The sequence below is a fragment of the Tardiphaga sp. 215_C5_N2_1 genome, from assembly GCF_052076055.1.
Lineage (GTDB): Bacteria > Pseudomonadota > Alphaproteobacteria > Rhizobiales > Xanthobacteraceae > Tardiphaga > Tardiphaga robiniae.
In genome coordinates this window covers 231,694-250,707 of record NZ_CP197240.1, presented here as the reverse complement: position 1 = coordinate 250,707, position 19,014 = coordinate 231,694, and the positions used below count along the sequence as shown (strand labels likewise).

General features: G+C 57.1%; 15 protein-coding genes. 13 read left to right on the top strand and 2 right to left on the bottom strand.

The features are described from left to right. The first annotated feature begins 47 nt into the window (after window positions 1-47). Both AB7828_RS01155 and AB7828_RS01150 read left to right on the top strand, forming a co-directional pair. Entirely contained in the window at window positions 48-1,328 is a 1,281-nt protein-coding gene (locus AB7828_RS01155) for an ABC transporter substrate-binding protein (RefSeq protein WP_441229163.1), read from the top strand. 210 nt (window positions 1,329-1,538) lie between these two features. Continuing rightward, window positions 1,539-2,378, top strand: coding sequence for an ABC transporter ATP-binding protein (locus tag AB7828_RS01150; RefSeq protein WP_441229162.1), 840 nt, complete (start codon window positions 1,539-1,541; stop codon window positions 2,376-2,378). Here AB7828_RS01150 and AB7828_RS01145 read toward each other — a convergent pair. Continuing rightward, complete coding sequence (locus AB7828_RS01145; protein WP_441229161.1) at window positions 2,375-3,001, bottom strand: VTT domain-containing protein; 627 nt, start codon at window positions 2,999-3,001, stop codon at window positions 2,375-2,377. The two genes, AB7828_RS01150 and AB7828_RS01145, sit on opposite strands and share 4 nt — an antisense overlap. Before the next feature lie 73 nt (window positions 3,002-3,074). Here AB7828_RS01145 and AB7828_RS01140 point away from each other — a divergent pair, with 73 nt between their 5' ends. Further along, window positions 3,075-4,304, top strand: a complete 1,230-nt coding sequence (locus tag AB7828_RS01140) for a phenylacetate--CoA ligase family protein (RefSeq protein ID WP_441229160.1) — start codon at window positions 3,075-3,077, stop codon at window positions 4,302-4,304. Between the two features lie 91 nt (window positions 4,305-4,395). Beyond that, entirely contained in the window at window positions 4,396-4,848 is a 453-nt protein-coding gene (locus AB7828_RS01135; RefSeq protein WP_441229159.1) for a GtrA family protein, read from the top strand. Window positions 4,849-4,861: 13 nt separating this feature from the next. On the opposite strand, the gene AB7828_RS01130 is transcribed toward AB7828_RS01135, so the two are convergent. Then, entirely contained in the window at window positions 4,862-6,013 is a 1,152-nt protein-coding gene (locus AB7828_RS01130; protein ID WP_441229158.1) for an AGE family epimerase/isomerase, read from the bottom strand. A gap of 844 nt (window positions 6,014-6,857) precedes the next feature. Between AB7828_RS01130 and AB7828_RS01125 the strand changes: the two genes are divergently transcribed. The 9 genes from AB7828_RS01125 (at window position 6,858) to AB7828_RS01085 (ending at window position 19,014) form a co-directional block, all read left to right on the top strand. Then, complete coding sequence (locus AB7828_RS01125; protein WP_441229157.1) at window positions 6,858-7,676, top strand: ABC transporter permease; 819 nt, start codon at window positions 6,858-6,860, stop codon at window positions 7,674-7,676. Continuing rightward, entirely contained in the window at window positions 7,666-9,099 is a 1,434-nt protein-coding gene (locus AB7828_RS01120; RefSeq protein ID WP_441229156.1) for an ABC transporter ATP-binding protein, read from the top strand. The genes AB7828_RS01125 and AB7828_RS01120 overlap by 11 nt, the downstream gene beginning before the upstream one ends. After that, window positions 9,071-9,931 carry a class I SAM-dependent methyltransferase gene (locus AB7828_RS01115; protein WP_441229155.1) on the top strand — a complete coding sequence of 287 codons (861 nt, stop codon included), beginning with the start codon at window positions 9,071-9,073 and terminating at the stop codon, window positions 9,929-9,931. The genes AB7828_RS01120 and AB7828_RS01115 overlap by 29 nt, the downstream gene beginning before the upstream one ends. Continuing rightward, on the top strand, window positions 9,931-10,899 hold the full coding sequence (locus AB7828_RS01110; RefSeq protein ID WP_441229154.1) for a class I SAM-dependent methyltransferase: 969 nt from the start codon (window positions 9,931-9,933) through the stop codon (window positions 10,897-10,899). The genes AB7828_RS01115 and AB7828_RS01110 overlap by 1 nt, the downstream gene beginning before the upstream one ends. A 20-nt stretch (window positions 10,900-10,919) precedes the next feature. Continuing rightward, entirely contained in the window at window positions 10,920-13,916 is a 2,997-nt protein-coding gene (locus AB7828_RS01105; RefSeq protein WP_441229153.1) for a glycosyltransferase, read from the top strand. A 36-nt stretch (window positions 13,917-13,952) separates the two neighbouring features. Beyond that, entirely contained in the window at window positions 13,953-14,981 is a 1,029-nt protein-coding gene (locus AB7828_RS01100; protein ID WP_441229152.1) for a GDP-mannose 4,6-dehydratase, read from the top strand. A gap of 322 nt (window positions 14,982-15,303) precedes the next feature. Continuing rightward, window positions 15,304-16,242, top strand: a complete 939-nt coding sequence (locus AB7828_RS01095) for a GDP-L-fucose synthase family protein (protein WP_441229151.1) — start codon at window positions 15,304-15,306, stop codon at window positions 16,240-16,242. Next, on the top strand, window positions 16,202-16,987 hold the full coding sequence (locus tag AB7828_RS01090; protein WP_441229150.1) for a glycosyltransferase family 2 protein: 786 nt from the start codon (window positions 16,202-16,204) through the stop codon (window positions 16,985-16,987). Before AB7828_RS01095 ends, AB7828_RS01090 begins: the two co-directional genes overlap by 41 nt. Window positions 16,988-17,184: 197 nt before the next feature. After that, a complete protein-coding gene (locus AB7828_RS01085; RefSeq protein ID WP_441229149.1) occupies window positions 17,185-19,014 on the top strand; it encodes a hypothetical protein in 1,830 nt (609 codons plus the stop codon).

Sequence of the window (19,014 nt, the reverse complement as noted above, 5' to 3'; positions counted from 1 at the left end):
CGGACTGGACGAAACGACAAAATATAAAATCCAACGGGAGAATGCTCATGACGATGAAAACATTTCTAACGTCCGCATCCATTGCCCTTCTCATTACGGGCGCCTCCGCCAGTGCGCAGGCGCAGATCGCCGTCGGCCACCTCGCCGATTATTCCGGCGGCACCTCTGACGTCGGCACGCCATATGGCCAGGGAGTTGTCGATACCTATGCCTGGATCAACAAGAATGGCGGCGTCGGCGGCAAGCAGGTCAATCTCGATAGCAACGACTATGGCTATCAGGTGCCGCGCGCCATAGCCCTGTACAAGAAGTGGTCGGGCGCCGACAAGGTCGCGGCGATCATGGGCTGGGGCACGGCAGATACCGAAGCGCTCACCGGCTTCCTCGCACAGGACAAGATCCCGGATATCTCCGGCTCCTATTCGGCCGCGCTGACCGACCCGACCGGCGCCGGCGGCAAGGCGAAGCCTGCGCCGTATAACTTCTTCTACGGCCCGTCCTATTCGGACGCGCTGCGCGCCGAACTGACCTGGGCCGCAGAGGACTGGAAGTCCAAGGGCAAGTCGGGCAAGCCGAAATATGTCCATATGGGCGCCAACCATCCCTACCCCAACGCGCCTAAGGCCGCGGGTGAAGCGCTCGCCGCCGAACTCGGCTTTGACGTGCTGCCGCCGCTGGTCTTCGCACTCGCGCCCGGTGACTACAGCGCGCAGTGCCTCAGCCTGAAGAGCGCCGGCGCCAACTACGCTTATCTCGGCAACACCGCAGCTTCGAACATCTCGGTGATGAAGGCCTGCAAGGCCGCCGGCGTCGACGTGCAGTTCATGAGCAATGTGTGGGGCATGGACGAGAACGCCGCAAAGGCCGCAGGCGATGCTGCCGACGGCGTGATCTTCCCGCTGCGCACGGCGGTGAGCTGGGGCGGCAACGCGCCGGGCATGAAGACGGTGCAGGAGATTTCCAAGATCTCCGATCCTTCGGGCAAGATCTATCGCCCGGTGCACTACATCGCGGCGGTCTGCACCTCGCTCTACATGAAGGAAGCGCTGGACTGGGCCGCGAAGAACGGCGGCGCCACCGGCGAGAACGTCGCCAAGGGCTTCTATCAGAAGAAGGATTGGGTGCCGGCCGGCATGGAAGGTGTCTGCAATCCCTCGACCTGGACCGACAAGGATCACCGCCCGACCACCAAGGTCGATCTGTATCGCTCGAAGGTCTCCGGCGCGACCGATGGCGATCTGAACGACCTGATGGCCAAGGGCACGATCAAGCTCGAGAAGGTCAAGACCGTGGAACTGCCGCGCAAGCCGGAATGGCATGGGTGGTAGTCCTCCCTTCTCCCCGCCCGGCGAAGCGGAGCTTCGCTAGGCGGGGAGAAGGTGGCGCGGACCTAGTCCGCGTCGGATGAGGGGGAGCCTCAGCAGGCTCTGAGCTAGCGGAGAGTCCCCCTCACCCGGATTGCTCGCTATCGCTCGCGATCCGACCTCTCCCCGCAAGCGGGGAGAGGTCGGCTAGAACCGGAATTCGGAGTTCATCCTGTGCAGCCAACCATCGATACCAGCACCCGCCCGACAGCGACACAGGCCACCGCCCCCCTGCTCGACATCCGCAACATCGAGGTCGTCTATGACGACGTGATCCTTGTGCTGCGCGGCTTGAGCATGGAGGTGCCGAAGGGCGCCATCGTCGCGCTGCTCGGCGCCAATGGTGCCGGCAAGTCGACCACATTGAAGGCGATCTCCGGCCTCCTGAAAACGGAAGATGGCGAAGTCACGCGCGGCGAAATCCTGTTCGACAATGAACGGATCGACGGCATCGATCCCGACAAGATCGTCCGCCGCGGCATCTTCCAGGTGATGGAAGGCCGCCGCATCGTGTCCGACATGACGTCACTGGAAAACCTACGGCTCGGCGCCTTCACGCGCAGGGACAACGAGGTCTCCGCCGATATCGACATGGTCTACGATTACTTCCCGCGGCTGAAGGAAAGAACAGGCTTGGCCGGCTATCTCTCGGGCGGCGAGCAGCAGATGCTGGCGATCGGCCGAGCGCTGATGGCGCGGCCGAAGATGATCCTGATGGACGAACCCTCCATGGGCCTGTCGCCACTGCTTGTGAAAGAGGTGTTCGCGATCATCAAGAAGATCAACCGCGATCTCGGCGTTACCATTCTGCTGGTCGAACAGAACGCGCGCGCGGCACTCTCCGTCGCCAGCCACGGCTACATCATGGAACAGGGCAAGGTGGTGCTCGACGGCACCGCCGATGAGCTGCGCGACAATGAGGACGTGAAGGAATTCTATCTCGGCGGCGCCGGCGACCAGCGCAAGAGCTTCAAGAATCTGAAGAGCTTCAAGCGCAGGAAGCGATGGCTTTAGCTGCTCACGGTCCCGCAGGTCGCGATGCCGGTCTTGCGCGCAAGGATCGCGCGAATGCGGCGCGACACCAGCAACAGGATGACAAGCACAATGACCAGGGCCATGGCAATCAGCACGCGGTTGAGCGGCATTGGTCCATCATCGAGCAACAACGCCCGTCCGGACGCACCGAGATACACGTAAAGCACGATCTGCGGCAGCGTGAACACGAAAGTGACCAGGGCAAACGGGAGCAGTCCGATATTTGTCAAACCGAACAGATAATTTTGCACCGAATTGGGCAATGGTCCGCCGAACCGCATCAGTGCGACGATGCGCCAGCCCTCGTCATCGACGGCCTGGGCAATGAGGCGCCAGGCCGCGCGTTTTTCGGTCTGCCGTTCCACCCAACCGCGCAGGATGGAGCGCGCCAGCATGAAGGCCAGAGCGGATGCAGCCGCGGCGACTGGAACAATGACGACGAGAGAGCGCAAGCCGAACGCAGCACCGGCACCGAACACGATGAATGTTCGCGGGACCGGCAAAAACGAAGAGGCAACCACCAATGCGGCCAGCACGACGGCAGCAGGAAAATCAAGCTGGCCGAAGCTGTCGAGCCATTGGACGATACGTTCTGACAACATGATTTCCCACTAGCACGGCGCCACAGGCTACCGGAATAACCGCGACGACGCCAAACCACCAGGACACACCCAGATGCGCCACTTCGACACACTCGAAAATTGCGATCCGTCGCAGCGCCAGGCCAATCTGTTTTCGCGCCTGCCGGATGTGCTGCGCCACGCGATGCAGGCGCCCGCTTATGCGGAGCATCTCAAGGGCATCGATCCCGCTGCGATCGTCAGCCGCGCCGCGCTGGCGCAATTGCCGGTGCTGCGCAAATCCGACCTGCCGGCCCTGCACAAGGCCAGCCCACCGTTCGGCGGCTTCGTGTCAGGCGCGACCGGCTCGTTCGGCCGGTTGTTCACCTCGCCGGGGCCCATTTTCGAGCCGGAGTCGAAACAGGCCGATCCCTGGCGCGGCGCGCGGGCGCTCTATGCCGCCGGTTTCCGCGCGGGCGACGTGGTGCTGAATACTTTCAGCTATCACCTGACCCCCGGCGGCTTCATCTTCGACGGCGCCGCGCGGGCGCTCGGCTGCGCTGTGATTCCCGCCGGTCCCGGCAATACCGAACAACAACTCGAACTGATCGAGGCCTATCGTCCATCAGCCTATAGCGGCACGTCGGATTTTCTGAAGATCCTGCTCGATGCCGCGAAGGCGGCCAATCGCGACGTCTCGTCCATCAAGCGCGCCATGGTGTCTGGCGCAGCCTTCCCGCCCTCGCTGCAGGCCGAGATCGCATCGCGCGGTGTCGAGGCCTATCAGGCCTTCGCCACAGCCGATCTGGGCTTCATCGCCTATGAGAGCACCGCCCGCGATGGCCTGATCGTCAACGAGGACCTGATCCTGGAAATCGTGACCCCCGGGACCGGCGAACCCGTGGCCGAGGGCGATGTCGGCGAAATCGTGGTGACCTCACTGGACCCCCACCACCCCTGGATCCGGCTGGCTCTGGGCGACCTGACGGCCGCCCTGCCCGGCCCCAGCGCCTGCGGCCGCAGCAATATGCGCATCCGGGGCTGGATGGGCCGCGCCGATCAGGCCACCAAGGTCAAGGGCATGTTCGTGCGCCCCGAACAGGTCGCCGAAATCGGCAAGCGGCACCCGGAACTCGGCCGGCTACGGCTGGTCGTGTCCAGAGACGGTGAAAATGATGCCATGGTGCTGAAAGCCGAAGCGGCGGTCCAGGACAAGCCTAGCCTGCAGGATGCCGTCACAGCCACGCTCAGGGCCGTCAGCAAGCTCGGTGGCGCCGTGGAGCTGGTGGCGCCGGCCTCGCTGCCCAATGACGGCAAGATCATCGCGGACGAGCGCGGGAACTGACCGCGCAGGACTGCCGCGGCGCATCATAAAAAGCCGGACTTCCCTGGGCGATCCTGCTATGCAGCCGCCCAGATCGAGGATGCCTGCTGCCGTGAGACTGATTTTACCACAAATTGTCGAGACCTGGCTGTCGCGCCCCACGGTGTCGAAGATCATCAGCTTCGGCGTGATTGGCCTCGGCAACGCCCTCATCGATCTGGCCATCTTCACCCTCGCCTATCAGGTGCTGAAGCTGCCGCTGGTGCCCGCCAATGTCATAGCCTGGCTGGTGGCCGTATCGTGTTCCTACGTGATGAACACCATGATCACGTTCCGCGCCGAATCCGGCCGCGTGTTGCGACGGAAGGATTATCTCAGCTTCGTCGCCTCGGGTGTATTAGGCGTGATCGCGACCACCACCACGCTCGTGGTGCTGTCGCACTTCATGCCGGTCTATGCCGCCAAGCTTCTGGCCATTTTGGTCAGCTTCATCGTGAATTTCACGATGTCGCATTTCGTAGTGTTTCGGACCAAGCCGACGGATCCGAACGAAGTCATCCGCTAGATCGCACAGATAGTCAGGCGCCGAGCACCCGTTCGGCTTCGGCGACCGCGCATAGAATGTGATAGAAGGATGACGCCGGGATCGTATCGACCAGCGAGCGTCCCTCACCGTCAAACTGATCGTACCAGCCGCCTTTGACGGGATACTGCAGATAATATTTGTCCAGCCGCATCAGCGCCGCCCGTGCCTCGTCGGCCGCGCCCTCGACGCCTGACTCCGCCTGCGCGACGAAGGCCTTGATGATCTCGGTCTGCGGCCAGCAGCGCCGTGTTGCCTTCACGATATTGCCCTGGGCGTCGCCTTCGTCCACCAGACAGCCGGTGGCATCGCGATAGCGCAGCGCGGATTCAAGTAACGCGGCACGCTGCTTGCCGGTCGGACAGCCGGTGATGCGCTCAAAGCCCTTGAGCAGCCAGACCCATTCCGCCTGATGGCCGGGCTCAACGCTGACCGGCTCGATCCGCGACCAATCCTGTTCGAAATATTCGCCGAGCACGTCTTTCTTCGCATCGAACAGGTTCGACGTGAACAGACCGAACAGATTACCGGCCCGCGCCTGGAACGCCAGATCATGGGTCGCGTCAAAACCCGCGATGAAGGCCTCCAGCAGATGCATCTGCGGATTCTGGCGCCGCGGCATCGAAGCCGGCACGCCCTCGAGATAACCGCCGTCGGGCGAGCGCAGTTGAGTATCGATGAACTGCATCAATTCGTCGATCTCGGCGCGCATCTTTGCATCGCGATCCAGCTGATAGACCGTCGCCAGTGCCAGCAGGACGAAAGCGTGGTCATAGGTGTCGCGCAGCGGATTCAGCACCGAGCCATCTGGCGCGAGAATATGCACGAAGCCCGGCTTGCCATCCGGCGCCTTCGCCTTGGCCAACGTGTAATCGAGACCCTTGCGGGCAATCTCGGCGCCCTGCGGATACCAGCCAAGCTGCGCGGCCTTGGCGAAACAATAGATCTGGCGAGCCTGCACACGGACACGACGGGGGGCAGCGAGATCGGCCTTACCATCACAATCAAGACGCTCAATGAAGCCGCCTGACTGTAAATCCCAGCCCTTGCCTGACCAAAGCGGCAGGGCGTCAGTGATCAATTTGGATTTAAGAAGCGCAACGATGTCCGGTTTCTTGCCATTTGAGTGATTGGGCAATTCATTCATGTGCAGCGCCTCTTACGTTTACAGACTCCACTCGCACAGCCGCGAGCTACGTCGATATGACTGCAATACCAGTCAACCGACAAGGAGGCGAACGCCATCCGCGCGACCAGCGCTGCCCGGCAAAGCCGCGATCAACGCTGGCTCCGTTTTCAAGCAATTCCACTGAGCTTTAAGGACGCAAAGCACCCAGAGGCAAAAGCGTTGGAGATCGAACTATAACGAGCAGGTCCGAATCGAGCGGCCGCAACCGGCGTGGAAGCACCATTTCCCGCCTGCTCATTGGGCACCTCCGCTGCCAGCGCTCGTCCAACAGAACAACCCCTATATTTAGCTGATGGCCAACTCAACCCTGGATCGGCAGATTTTCCGGTGCGAATTCCAAGCTCTCCGAACCTCAACTGTCGAAACCGCTATCCTGCGCATAAAGCAACCTTGGCGGGGAACCCGAGGCGGACAGAAAATAAACATAAGCAATTGATTTATTTGAACAATAAAAAAATTCGTGATGGGCGCTACGGCTGCCGCTGGAGGCAGAACGAGAGTTGTCCGTTCTATTGAAGTTCTGCTATGAACGTCATTGTTAATAGCATCATCACCGACAGCGCTATTAACACGTCTGAGGGCAAATCACCGGCGATCTGTGTAACCGCAGCTTGGTCAATACCTAATGTCGCCGGCATCGGTATACGACCCGGCCTAATGACGGCGGTGCCCTGAGCAACCGGCCGTTCGGCTAGGGATAAGCTCGTTCATAACCACATCGAAATTGATCTGCTCGTTTCACACATCGGGCGAATGCTTGAGTATGGCGGACTAGACCAAGGCGTCGGAACTTAGTGCTGAAATGAAAAATTATCCGATCGGTCTGGCTCCAGCGGCGCGGTCCTTTTACGCGAATGGCGGGCTTTTGTGGGAACTGATGAAACGGGACTTCATCGGGCGCTATAAGGGGTCGATTTTTGGCATCGCCTGGTCGCTGTTTAACCCACTTCTGATGCTGGCCATCTACACCTTTGTCTTCAGCGTCGCATTCAAAGCTCGCTGGGGCGCACAGGACGAAAGCCGGGTCGATTTTGCCATCGTGCTTTTTTCCGGACTGATCGTACATGCGTTGTTCGCCGAGTGTCTGATCCGGGCCCCCACGCTCATTGTGGTCAACGCGAATTACGTCAAGAAGGTCGTGTTCCCGCTTGAAATTCTTCCACTCATGACGATTGGTTCGGCACTTGGAAATTTCCTCATCAGCTTTGCCGTGCTGACCGTTTTCTGCTTGCTATCGGGAACGTCATTGCACGCGACAGGATTGTTGGTGCCGATCCTGCTATTACCGATGTTGTTGATGATCCTCGGCTTTAGCTGGCTTCTCGCTTCTCTAGGGGTCTATCTGCGCGATTTTGCGCAAATCATTGGCATGCTGACTACCGTCGCGTTGTTTTTAGCGCCGGTCTTCTATCCGATCACTGCTCTCCCGAAGGTCTACCAGACTCTTCTCAACTTCAACCCCATCACCCTGCCAGTGATTCAGCTCCGGGACTCGTTGCTGTGGGGGAACACAATCGACTGGTTCGCCTGGGGGATTAGCTTCATCGCGGGTCTCGCAATTTTCTATCTCGGCTTTGCCTGGTTTCAGAAGACCCGAACGGGATTCGCCGATGTCCTCTGACAAAGCCGTCATTCAAGTTCGCGATTTGGCCAAGCGCTACGACATCTACGAGAATCCCCGTGATCGACTGAAGCAGTTGGTCATCCCACGCCTGTCGAAGATGGCCTCATATGCCGGACTGAAGAAAAGGGACGAGGCGCCGGTCTATCACCGCGCGTTCTGGGCGTTGCAGGGAATTTCGTTCGAGGTCCGCCCCGGCGAGACACTTGGCATCATCGGCCGTAACGGCAGCGGCAAGAGCACCCTGTTGCAGATTATCGCGGGCACATTGTCGCCGACCGCCGGCGAGGTGAACGTTACGGGACGGGTCGCGGCACTGCTCGAACTAGGAAGCGGCTTCAATCCCGAATTCAGCGGCCGCGAGAACGTCCTTTTGAACGCCAGAATCCTCGGACTAAATCGCGACCAGATCGAAGCTCGCTATGATCAGATCGCTGCGTTCGCGGATATTGGCGATTTCATCGATCAGCCAGTCAAGACCTATTCCAGCGGAATGTTCGTGCGGCTGGCGTTCGCGGTGCAGGCGCATATCGACGCATCCATCGTCATCATCGATGAAGCACTTGCAGTCGGCGACGTGTTTTTTCGCCAGAAGTGCTATGCGCGCCTCGAGGAAATTCGCGCCTCCGGCGCGGCGGTCCTGCTCGTGTCCCACGCGATGACAGACATTGAACAATTTTGCGACCGCGCCATTCTTCTGGATCACGGGAAGACCAGCTTTATCGGAGACGCGACCGAAGCTTCGAAGAAATATTACCATCTTCATCAGAAACGGCTCTTGAAAATCGAAATAGAGCCAGATGGCGCGCAGGTAGCAAAATCCGCCGTTGGCGCGCCACTCGTTTCAGGCTTGGATTTCTGGCCAGACGATCATAACTTCGTTGACGCAACGTCTCTTACACAGATCGGTGATGGCTGGGCGACTTGCCTGCGGTATACCGTTTGCGACGTCAATAACCATCAATGCGCAAGCTTCGGCCAAGGTGAGACAGCCGTCTTCTATTATGAATTCCTCATCGAAAGGCCAATTTCTGTTCCCCTTGCCGGGATCGTGCTCCAAAACGAACGCGGAATAAACGTCCACGGAAAAGGAGCACTTGAGCACTACGTCAACGCTCCGAGCCATCTGCCCAAGGGGACAGTCATTCGATGTCGTCAGACAATCGAGCTGAAGCTGGAGTTGGGCGAATACACCTTCGAAGTAGGGCTAGCAACAATAGACGGTGCAACGTATGACCGAGTGAGCGAACTCAACCATGAGGGAATTTTTTCGCACATCGAGCGCCTTTGTCATATGCCTAGAGCTGGCGTGCTCGCGATCGGGTGGCGTCCCGCGCATGACGGCCCTCCCCTCACTCATCATGGAATAGCCGATTTACCGGGAAGCTTTGAATATGCCTTCGACACCCCTGACGCAAAGTAATGTACCAACGAGGATTCTTCCTGCGGCGGAAATCCTCAAAGGTTATGATGCAGTCGCAAGCCTTTATCCATACATCCCACCGCTGAGTCATTGGCGAGCTTGGGAGTATGCGGCGTACAAACATCATCGCATCGATGGTCGCATTCTAGACGTCGGCTGTGGCGACGGCCGCTACTTCAAACTTATTTGGCCCCACGCCAACAATGTCGTTGGCGTTGACATGGACAAGGAAGCTGCCGAAAGGGGCCGTCAAAGTGGCGTATACAATACGGTCCATACGACAATTGCCGACAGAATCCCCGAGCCGGACGCTAGCTTTGACAATGCGTTTGCTAATTGCTCACTCGAACATATGGACAATCTCAACGGCGTACTGCTCGAAATTACTCGATGCTTAAAGCCCGGAGGGACACTCTCCTGCAGCATCGTGACAAATCGTTTCGTGGATTGGTCGCTTTTGCCCACGATGATATCGCAGGCCGGCTTTCAAAAGGCCGCCGACCATTTGCACGCCGACTTTCTGAAATACCATCACTTAGCAAATCCTCTCAAAGTCGAGATGTGGGTGGATAGTTTCAATAAGGCCGGCTTAACTGTCGAGAGCCACATTCCTATTCTGCCGCGCTACAATACAAGCATCTTTCTTCTCATGGACACTCTTTGGCACGTGAAGAAGGACAATGGCGAATTCGGAGAGCTGATATATCCAATTCTGTCTTCAAATCCGGGGTTTCCGCGCGCGTTTCGTAAGATTGTGGATGCACTACTCGAGATGGAACAAGATTGGCACGACTGCTCCGGAGCGGTCTTTAGCGTTAGAAAGGCAAAGTAATGGCCGACAGAGATTGTTGGTGCGGTAGTCACAACCTATGTGGATTCAGCCCCGAATATGCCCGGTGCTCGGTATGCGGTACGCTTGTCGCGCTTGCAGGACTTTCCGACGAGGCCCTTCAAGTTAAAAACGACGACACCGACTTTTATGGAAAGCAATACTGGCTCGAACATCAGAGTAAGGACCTGGGTCACCCGGACATTTTTGGTCGGGCGCGGGAAGATCTTATTGAACGAAATCTCCACTGGTTGAGGACGCTCAAAGCATACAAGTTGCCAGGATCCAAGGTCTTGGAGCTCGGCTGCTCGCATGGAAGCTTTGTCGCCATGCTAAGACAGGCAGGTTACGACGCTTCAGGCATGGAAATGAGCCCTTGGGTCGTTAATTTTGCCAAGGAAACTTTCGACATTCCGGTCTTCGTTGGTCCGGTGGAAACCACCGAACTTCCGAACGGCAGTTTCGACGTCGTTGCCCTTATGGATGTATTGGAACATCTTCCTGATCCGATCGGGACAATGCGGCACGCACTGAATTTGCTCAATCCGGATGGTATACTGTTGATACAAACACCTCGGTTTCGAGAGGAGATGAATTATGAAACCTTGATTAACACCAATGCCACGTTTCTGGCGCAGCTCAAGTCCGATGAGCACCTTTACCTGTTTACGGAAGACTCGGTATCGAACCTCTTTAAGCGGCTGGGCGCGGATTACATCCGTTTCGAGCAGCCTATTTTCCATCAGTACGACATGTTTTTCGTAGTAAGTCGCCAGCCCATCGAACCCATTACGGACCCAAAAGAAGGATCCCTTCTTACTCCAAAGGGTCGTTTCGTGCAGGGGTTGCTCGACCAGGATCGAAAGATCAAGGAGCTGGAAGAACATATCAAGGTGATTGACTCTGATCGGGCCGCGAGACTGGAGCAGATTCTCGAGCTGACCAAAATGATCAACGAGCAGCGTAGCTGAGCGGAGCACTAGAGCTGGATATGTCGTCAAAGATCCTGCCGAAAATCTCTATCGTGACTCCATCCCTTAACCAGGGACGGTTCTTGCAGGATGCTATCGATTCCATAGCCGCTCAGAATTGGCCGAATGTCGAGCATTTCATCATTGATGGTGGTTCGACCGACAACACACTCGACATTATCCAGCGGAACAAAGCCAGCTTGGCTGGCTATGTCAGCGAGGCCGATAAGGGAGCCGCCGATGCCATCAATAAAGGGCTAGCGAGATGCACGGGCGACATCGTCGCCTGGCTTAACGCTGACGACTTCTATCTGCCAGGCGCGTTCCAGATTGTAGCAGACGCTTATCATGCCAGCCCCAACGCCAGCTTCTGGTTCGGCAACGGCTTGCGCACCGACGTCAACGGCAAGGAAACCGGTATATTCAACCGCACGACGGTGGCTTACGACCATCGGGCTCTGATCGAAGGTCTGGACTATATCCTCCAGCCGTCGACATTCATTAATCCGGTAGCCCTCAAAGCAACGGGGGGGGACCTCGATGGAGGTCTTCGCTGGAGCTTCGATTGGGATCTTTGGATTCGTCTCGCAGAGATTGCCGAGCCATACGCGATCAATGCCAACCTCGCCGCATCTCGAGAATGGGGAGAAACGCTTACGGCAAATGGCGGCTTCCGCCGCGCCGAGGAATTGCGCCTTCTCGCCGAACGTCACAGTGGAGATCCGATGACACCAGGAGCACTATGCTACTGGATCGACAACATGTCATCGTTTCTGCGATCGTCTCCCGGCGTTTTCAGTCAGCATACGGAGACGGCCCTGCAGGCGTTCTGGCGGGAAGCCCAGAAAGATATGCAGCAGTTGGACGTTGATTCCGCGGGTAACCCGCTGCGAACATCGGGACAATGTGTAGGAAAACTGCCATGGAAAAAACGCGACCGCATAAACTCCAAAAACCTGGACATCGCAGTTGATCTTTTCCCTCTGGTCGCCGGGGTTTCAGGCGGCATCGTGCCTTGGGTGCAAGGCGTTCTCCGGGAAATGGCTAGGCTATATCCTGAAGACAGGCTGGTCATGTTTCATCGGCCGGGCACATCCGCGCTGCTGATTGAAGAGCCCAATGTGGCCTTCGTTGCGCTCGATGAGCACCCCACTACGTTCTACGCAAAAATGACGCGCCATTGCAGAAGCATGGGCATCGACGCGATAATTCGAACCTATCCTCAGGAGCAACATCCGGCGCTGCCTGTTAATCGACAGATCTTTGTCATTCCGGATATGCAGCACGAGTTTTTTCCGGAGTTTTTCTCGAAGCCAGTATTGGCAGCCCGTCGTCGGGCATTCGGTTATGCTCTGTCCTGCGGCGCTGCGATTGCCACGATGACCAGCCACGCGCGCAAGACAATGGTCAGCAACGGCTGGCTCATGACCGATGACGTCTTTCTGATGCCTGCCGCTCTCCCCGAAGAGCTGCGAGATACGCCACCTCAAACAGATTTGCCGGCAGCAGCTGCATCCTTCGACTGTTTCTTTTACATGCCGGCCAACCTTTGGGCGCACAAGAACCATCGCCGTCTTTTTGAAGCATTCAAGCTCGCCCTTCCCAAGTTGCCTCCTGGGACCGGACTTGTATTGTCTGGATCTCCGGAAGATTTGGACAAGGCCCTCAAAGGTTTTGAAAGCCTGCCTATCGTACATCTGGGCTTTGTGCCTCACCGACAGGTCGCTGCCCTTTTCCGCCACGCAACGGCGTTGGTCTATTTTTCGCTCTTCGAAGGCTTCGGAATGCCGCTCTTGGAAGCATTCCACCATGGGACTCCCGTTCTCTGCAGCAATACGACGGCGCTGCCGGAAGTAGGAGGCGATGCAGTTCTTTCGTGCGATCCGACCGACGTTCCCGCGATGGCGAACTTGCTTGTGCGGATAACGATGGAAGAAGGTTTAAGACAGAGCCTTTCCGAAAAAGCCAAGCTTCGGGTTGAAACTTACAATTGGTCATCCCCAGCGCACGAGTTGCGTGCCGCGCTGGCTCGCGTTTCAGCCAGTCGCCCGAACCGTCCAAAAAAGGAGCCGCTGGTCAGCATCGTCATGCCGACTCGCAACCAAGGTCGCTTCATCCGCGCATCCATCGATAGCGTCCTGAGCCAGGATTACGCCAATATAGAACTATTGGTGATGGACGGCGCTTCGACCGACAATACCGTCGAGATCCTGAAGTCGTATGGCGATCGCATCCGATGGATCTCGGAGCGCGACAAAGGCCAGACCGACGCGATCAACCGAGGAATGGGGCTCCTCAGTGGAGAGGTGCTCGCCTATCTGAACTCCGACGACATCTTGCTGCCAGATACGATAAAAAAAGTCGTCGGCTATTTCAACGATCATCCGGAATGTGACCTTGTGTATGGAGATGCCGACTATATCGATGTAGACGGCAAAATCACCGGGCCCTATGCGACGGCCGACTATTCGCTCGATCGCTTGATGAGCGATTGCTGCATCTGTCAACCAGCCGCGTTCTGGCGACGGCGCATCGCCGAACGCGTTGGTCCTTTCGATGCTTCGCTGCAGACTGCCATGGATTACGAATATTGGCTTCGGATAGCGACATCAGGTGGCGTCATCTATCATACGATCGACAAACTGGCGCAGTCTCGTCTACACGAGGATGCGAAAACCCTGGCGATGCGCGGCAAGATCTTCGAGGAAATATTCGAAATTTGCAGAAAGCATGGCGGCTATGTCAGCTTGAACTATTTTTTAGGACGATGGTCCTATAGGCTATACGAGAGCTGGTGGGGTGGCAGCCGACTTCGAGCTATCGCACCTCACACATATAAGTTGCCCGCGACTGTCCTGTTTACCAGCCAACTCTTTCGGATTGGGAGCAATAGACGTCAGGCGATGGAGCTTTTGCGCACCGCATTTGATACAATCGACCGCCGGTCGCCCTATCTGGGACGGCTTATTCGCAAAGCTCGCGCGAGCTCGTCTTTCTTGCGTGGGCGGCTGCGTTGAGAGAATCCGTAGTCCTAAAATGAGGAAGGGCGTATTATGAAGCGAGCGCTCATCACAGGTATTACCGGGCAGGATGGCTCATATCTCGCGGAACTGCTTGTCGATAAAGGCTACGAGGTCTTCGGCCTTGCGCGTCAAAAGAGCTGGTACAGCCCGAATTGCGCCAGCCACTTGGCCGGGAAAGTCGGAATTCTATTTGGCGATGTCACAGAGGGCGCCGACGTTGCCAACGCCGTTCGCGATGTCGGCCCGGACGAGATCTACAATCTCGCCTCTCAGTCCAGCCCGGGCGAATCATGGGCCCGCGCCCCGGAAACTCTTTTGGTCAATGGGCTCGCTGCGATCCGGCTGTTCGAGGCCGTGCGCCATAATCGCCCCGAAGCACGCGTATACCATGCGTCTTCCTCGGAAATGTTCGGAAGATCCCTCGCTGATCGTCAAAACGAGAGCACGTCTTTCAATCCGGTAAACCCCTACGCTGCGGCGAAAGTCTATGCCCATCATATGGCGGCCATTTACCGGGATAGCTACAATCTCTACATAACAAGCGGGATTCTGTTCAACCACGAGAGTGAGCGCCGACCATTGCACTTCGTCACACAGAAGGTCGCATACGGAGCAGCTTGCGCTTCGCTCGGGATTTCGAATTCGCCCGACCGTAATGAGCGAGGACGTCCCATTGTCGAGGACGGCAAGCTAGCGCTTGGAAATCTCGGCATCGCCAGAGACTGGGGTTATGCCCCAGATTTCGTGCGCGCGATGTGGATGATCCTGCAGCAGGAGAGACCGGCCGACTTCGTGATCGGGACGGGTAAATTGCACACGTTGAGCGAATTATGTGAAGTCGCCTATCGAAGCGTGGGCTGCGATTGGCAGCAATGTGTTTTCAGCGATCCCGCACTTGTGAGACCGCTTGAATCAGGACAAATCCTATCAGATCCTTCAAAAGCACGGGACGTGCTCGGCTGGCGCCCGACGCTCAATTTTGAGCAGATGGTAGCGCAAATGGTACAGGCGCAGGTGAAGCGCCTGAGTTCGCTTATCGATGGTCGCGACGGACAATGAATGGTCACTCGGCATCCGAGCTAACCCAGGACGACTGGATCTGCACATCTTCGAGAGCACAAAAACGGCGCCCCAGTTGTCAGCCATCGGCCGGCCGAACTGGTCGGAAATTGCTCCATGAACTATAGAAGACTCACATTTTGGCTTTTTGAACTCCTGTCGCTATCGTACCATTAGAACTCCCCCTCATACGTGTTCGTGCAGCCAGAAATCACGTTTGTAGAACCGCCTCCCGAAATGATACGGGAAGGCTCGAATTGAACAAAGTGCAACGCTCGTGAAAAAGTGCAGCTTTGCCGGACCCGGCCATCAAGAGTAAGTCATGGACAAGAGTGCAAAGATCTATGTTGCAGGCCATCGCGGGATGGTTGGCTCTGCTATTGTGCGGCAGCTCCAGAAGGCCGGTTATTCCAACGTGCTGTGGCGCTCGAGCGCTGAGCTCGATCTGACCAAACAGACTGCGGTCGAGGATTTCCTTGATCTGGAAAAACCAGACTACATCTTCATGGCTGCCGCCAAGGTGGGGGGCATTCATGCCAACAACACCTATCGCGCTGACTTCATCTACGAAAACCTAGCTATCGAGGCAAACGTCATTCATGCCGCGGCTGAAGCAGATGTTAAACGGATGCTTTTTCTCGGCTCAAGCTGCATCTACCCACGTGATTGTCCGCAGCCCATCAAGGAAGAGTATCTCCTCACCGGCCCCCTCGAAGCGACCAACGAACCCTACGCGATCGCCAAAATCGCTGGCATCAAGCTTTGCGAGAACTACAACCGACAATATCAGACCGAGTATGTGTCGGTCATGCCTACAAACCTGTTCGGGCCGAACGACAATTACGACCTTGCCAACAGCCATGTTCTACCCGCACTGATCCGAAAAGCTCATGAAGCCAAACAGCGGGGAGACAGCGCTTATGAGGTGTGGGGCTCTGGACGCCCGATGCGCGAATTTCTCTACGTCGACGACATGGCAGAAGCTTGCGTGTTTCTGATGGAAAATGACGCGATCCAGGGTGGCATGTTCAACGTCGGAACGGGCGTCGACGTCACCATTGGTGAATTGGCAAATACTGTCATGGAAGTCATCGGATTTGAAGGCAAGGTTGTTTTCGATGCCTCGAAGCCTGACGGGACCCCGCGCAAACTTCTTGATGTGGAGAGGATGCAGGGATTGGGCTGGCAGGCCAAGACGAACCTGCGGGACGGTATTGCGCTTGCCTATCGCGACTTTCTGTCCCGATATGCCAAGCCCTGAAGCAACGGAGCCGCTGGTCACGGTTGCCGTGCCTTCTTTCAACCAGGGGCCATTCCTCGACCAGGCTCTCACCTCCATTTTTTCCCAGGGCGTGCCGGTAGAAGTGTTCGTCCTCGATGGAGGCTCGACCGATCAATCGCTTGAGGTCATCTCACGCTGTAAGGACCATCTCTCTGGTTATCGCAGCCATCGTGATGCGGGACAGGCAGCGGCGATCAACGAAGGCATTCGCAACGGCCGGGCAAAATATGTCTGCTGGCTGAATAGCGACGACTGGTTTTTGCCCGGAGCGCTATCGCGCCTTGTCGAAGTAGCAGAAAGCACCCCGCAAGCGCCTATGGTTTACGGGCGGTGCTGGAATCATATTGAAAGCACCGGCGGACAAAGAGCAGTCTGGGTCGAACCGTTCAGCGAAAGACGCCTCGCACAGCGCTGCATCATCGCGCAGCCTGCGACCTTGATACGCCGCGCGGCATGGGAAGAGGTCGGCGGCGTTGATTCCAGCCTGCACATGACGATGGATTACGACCTTTGGTGGCGCCTCTACAAAGCTGGCGGCGCCCCCCACTTCGTCGACGACTTTGTTGCGGTCAACCGCGTCCATCAAGCCACAAAGACGCGAAATAACAGGCAACTTCACTATAAGGAGGCGATGAGCCTGGTGCGACGACATCACGGCAGCGTCCCGCTGAAATGGTGGCTGGCGCAGCCTTATGCCGTCTGGTTCAAGTCACTGTTTGGCTAGTCTTCGGGAGACAGATCTGCCCGGTAACGCGAAGGACGGGCCAACTAGCGTTTGAAAGCAAGCACGCCCGCCCGCCAACATGTCGCCCTGAACCGCGCCAGCTACCCAGTGCAGGCTACCTTGGCGTGTCATTTCAAGCGAAGGCACGATACATGCCACATTAGAGTCCATAGCAGCTCTCAGGAAAGCTTATCAGCATGCGCATCCTCCCCCCTTTAAGTGTCCTGGCCGGAGTCGCCGCAGCACTGCTTGTGGTCGCAAACGGATCGTTCCACGGAATAGCCAGTAACGCCAGCGCGGGATGGGCGGTGGCATCCGGAATAGTAGTATTCGGAACGCTTGTAGCACAATCGCCTCGCTCGATCGAGATCGCGCTGGTGCCAGTCGTGTTTGCCATCCCGGCGATCCATTACCTTTGGCCGCTACTCGGAACGACACATCAGCTCATCTTGGTCGACGCCGGCGATTTCAATCAATATCTTGGTCTTGGGAGCTGGCTCACGTCTCATCCATTCAGCGAAGCGCCACATCTGGGCGCAGATTATAACACCCTCCAGTTCAACCTTTGGGACCACGTATCAAATTTCCTGCGGCCCGGCGGGATCTTTCTGCTCTCCCTGTTTGGGTCACTGGCTTCGCGCGAGATCGGCGAAATCTACTCGCCGTTTCTGGCCTTCGGGCTCGGGCTGCAAGCGCTCGGCGTCTACCTCTTCGCTCTGGCGGCATTCGAGAAACTTCCTGCGCCGGCGTGTGCCCTGATCGCAGTTTTGTTCACGATCTCGCCCGCAGCGACTTGGCCGGCCTACGCATCCTTTCTTCCACAAACGATCGGCATGGCTTTCCTGCTAGCAACGACGGGCACGGTCGTTACTGTGACCCAACAGTGGCCCAACCTTAGCCGGCGAGACGCGACAGTACTCGGCGGCGCATTGGCATTGTCGACCTTTGCTACTTGGTCAATCTACCCAGAAAGTGCGCCGCTTGGGGCAGCAGTGTGCGCTCTATTCGTTCTCTTGAGCTATCGGGCCATCGTTATCACGGACATCGGCAGGTTAACTGTATATTTTTGCAGCGTGCTAGCGCTCGCAATTGTAATCTCGCCGGACAGTTTCACCTGGGCAGTTCGGGGCGTCTGGGTACAACTGGGTTCTTTCGCACATGGCGGCGAACAGGTTTCGACGGTATATACGCTTCTTTCCGCAACACTCGCCTCGATTCAACTTCCCCTGGTCGATGTGGTCCTTGAGCATGTTCCGCGAGTTTTTGTAGTTCTCTCCGTTGTAATGACGGCGCTTGGGGTTCTCGGACTCTTCGCAGTCGTTTTCCTGGAACGCCAACCGATAGGCTGCGCCGTCCTCGCAGCATCAATTTTGTTATTTGCGGCCGTCATTCTAAAATATAACGCGGAACACTTTAGAAGCTATGCTCTCTGGACGAGACTATTTAGCTGGAATCTCTTTAAGGCGGCGCAGTATACGGCACCGTTCGTGACGACGATCGCGCTCGGAGGACTGATAATATCGAGCTTAAGATTTTTTAGACGCTTTGCCTACATCGTCGCGTGCCCAATATTGATTTGTATCTCGCTCGCCATCGCGATCGGTCAGGATCTCCAAGCTTGGCCGCGTGGATACAAGACCGAACTCAGTCGGGGCACGGTCGACTTTCTCCGGCAGCTACCGAACGACGGAAGGCTGCTGGTGAGCTTGGAAGGTGAGCTTCATCCATTCCGGTACCTAATTTACGGAGTATTGAAAGAGCGACAATTTCTATCCACCGAAGACTGGCAAGCTCCCGAGTTCGATTCTTCACCATCAATACGCGCCCAGATTCTAAGCAAGCCCGTCGCATATGTGCTTGCAGATGACGCTGGAATGATCGACGGATTGCCCGTGTTACAGAGATCGGGGCGCTTCCGTGTACTGGACGCTCGCGATGCAACGTTCACGCACAAGATAAATGGCTTTAACATAAAGCCAATTGTTCTAAATTTCACCCCCCGAGGGCTGAGCGTTGCTTCCTTCTAA

What these genes read in the sequence shown, in the direction of transcription:
- AB7828_RS01155 (WP_441229163.1), top strand. Translation starts at nt 48, where the DNA reads ATGACGATGAAAACATTTCTAACGTCCGCATCCATTGCCCTTCTCATT.
- AB7828_RS01145 (WP_441229161.1), bottom strand. Translation starts at nt 3,001, where the DNA reads ATGTTGTCAGAACGTATCGTCCAATGGCTCGACAGCTTCGGCCAGCTT.
- AB7828_RS01140 (WP_441229160.1), top strand. Translation starts at nt 3,075, where the DNA reads ATGCGCCACTTCGACACACTCGAAAATTGCGATCCGTCGCAGCGCCAG.
- AB7828_RS01130 (WP_441229158.1), bottom strand. Translation starts at nt 6,013, where the DNA reads ATGAATGAATTGCCCAATCACTCAAATGGCAAGAAACCGGACATCGTT.
- AB7828_RS01125 (WP_441229157.1), top strand. Translation starts at nt 6,858, where the DNA reads ATGAAAAATTATCCGATCGGTCTGGCTCCAGCGGCGCGGTCCTTTTAC.
- AB7828_RS01120 (WP_441229156.1), top strand. Translation starts at nt 7,666, where the DNA reads ATGTCCTCTGACAAAGCCGTCATTCAAGTTCGCGATTTGGCCAAGCGC.
- AB7828_RS01115 (WP_441229155.1), top strand. Translation starts at nt 9,071, where the DNA reads ATGCCTTCGACACCCCTGACGCAAAGTAATGTACCAACGAGGATTCTT.
- AB7828_RS01110 (WP_441229154.1), top strand. Translation starts at nt 9,931, where the DNA reads ATGGCCGACAGAGATTGTTGGTGCGGTAGTCACAACCTATGTGGATTC.
- AB7828_RS01105 (WP_441229153.1), top strand. Translation starts at nt 10,920, where the DNA reads ATGTCGTCAAAGATCCTGCCGAAAATCTCTATCGTGACTCCATCCCTT.
- AB7828_RS01100 (WP_441229152.1), top strand. Translation starts at nt 13,953, where the DNA reads ATGAAGCGAGCGCTCATCACAGGTATTACCGGGCAGGATGGCTCATAT.
- AB7828_RS01095 (WP_441229151.1), top strand. Translation starts at nt 15,304, where the DNA reads ATGGACAAGAGTGCAAAGATCTATGTTGCAGGCCATCGCGGGATGGTT.
- AB7828_RS01085 (WP_441229149.1), top strand. Translation starts at nt 17,185, where the DNA reads ATGCGCATCCTCCCCCCTTTAAGTGTCCTGGCCGGAGTCGCCGCAGCA.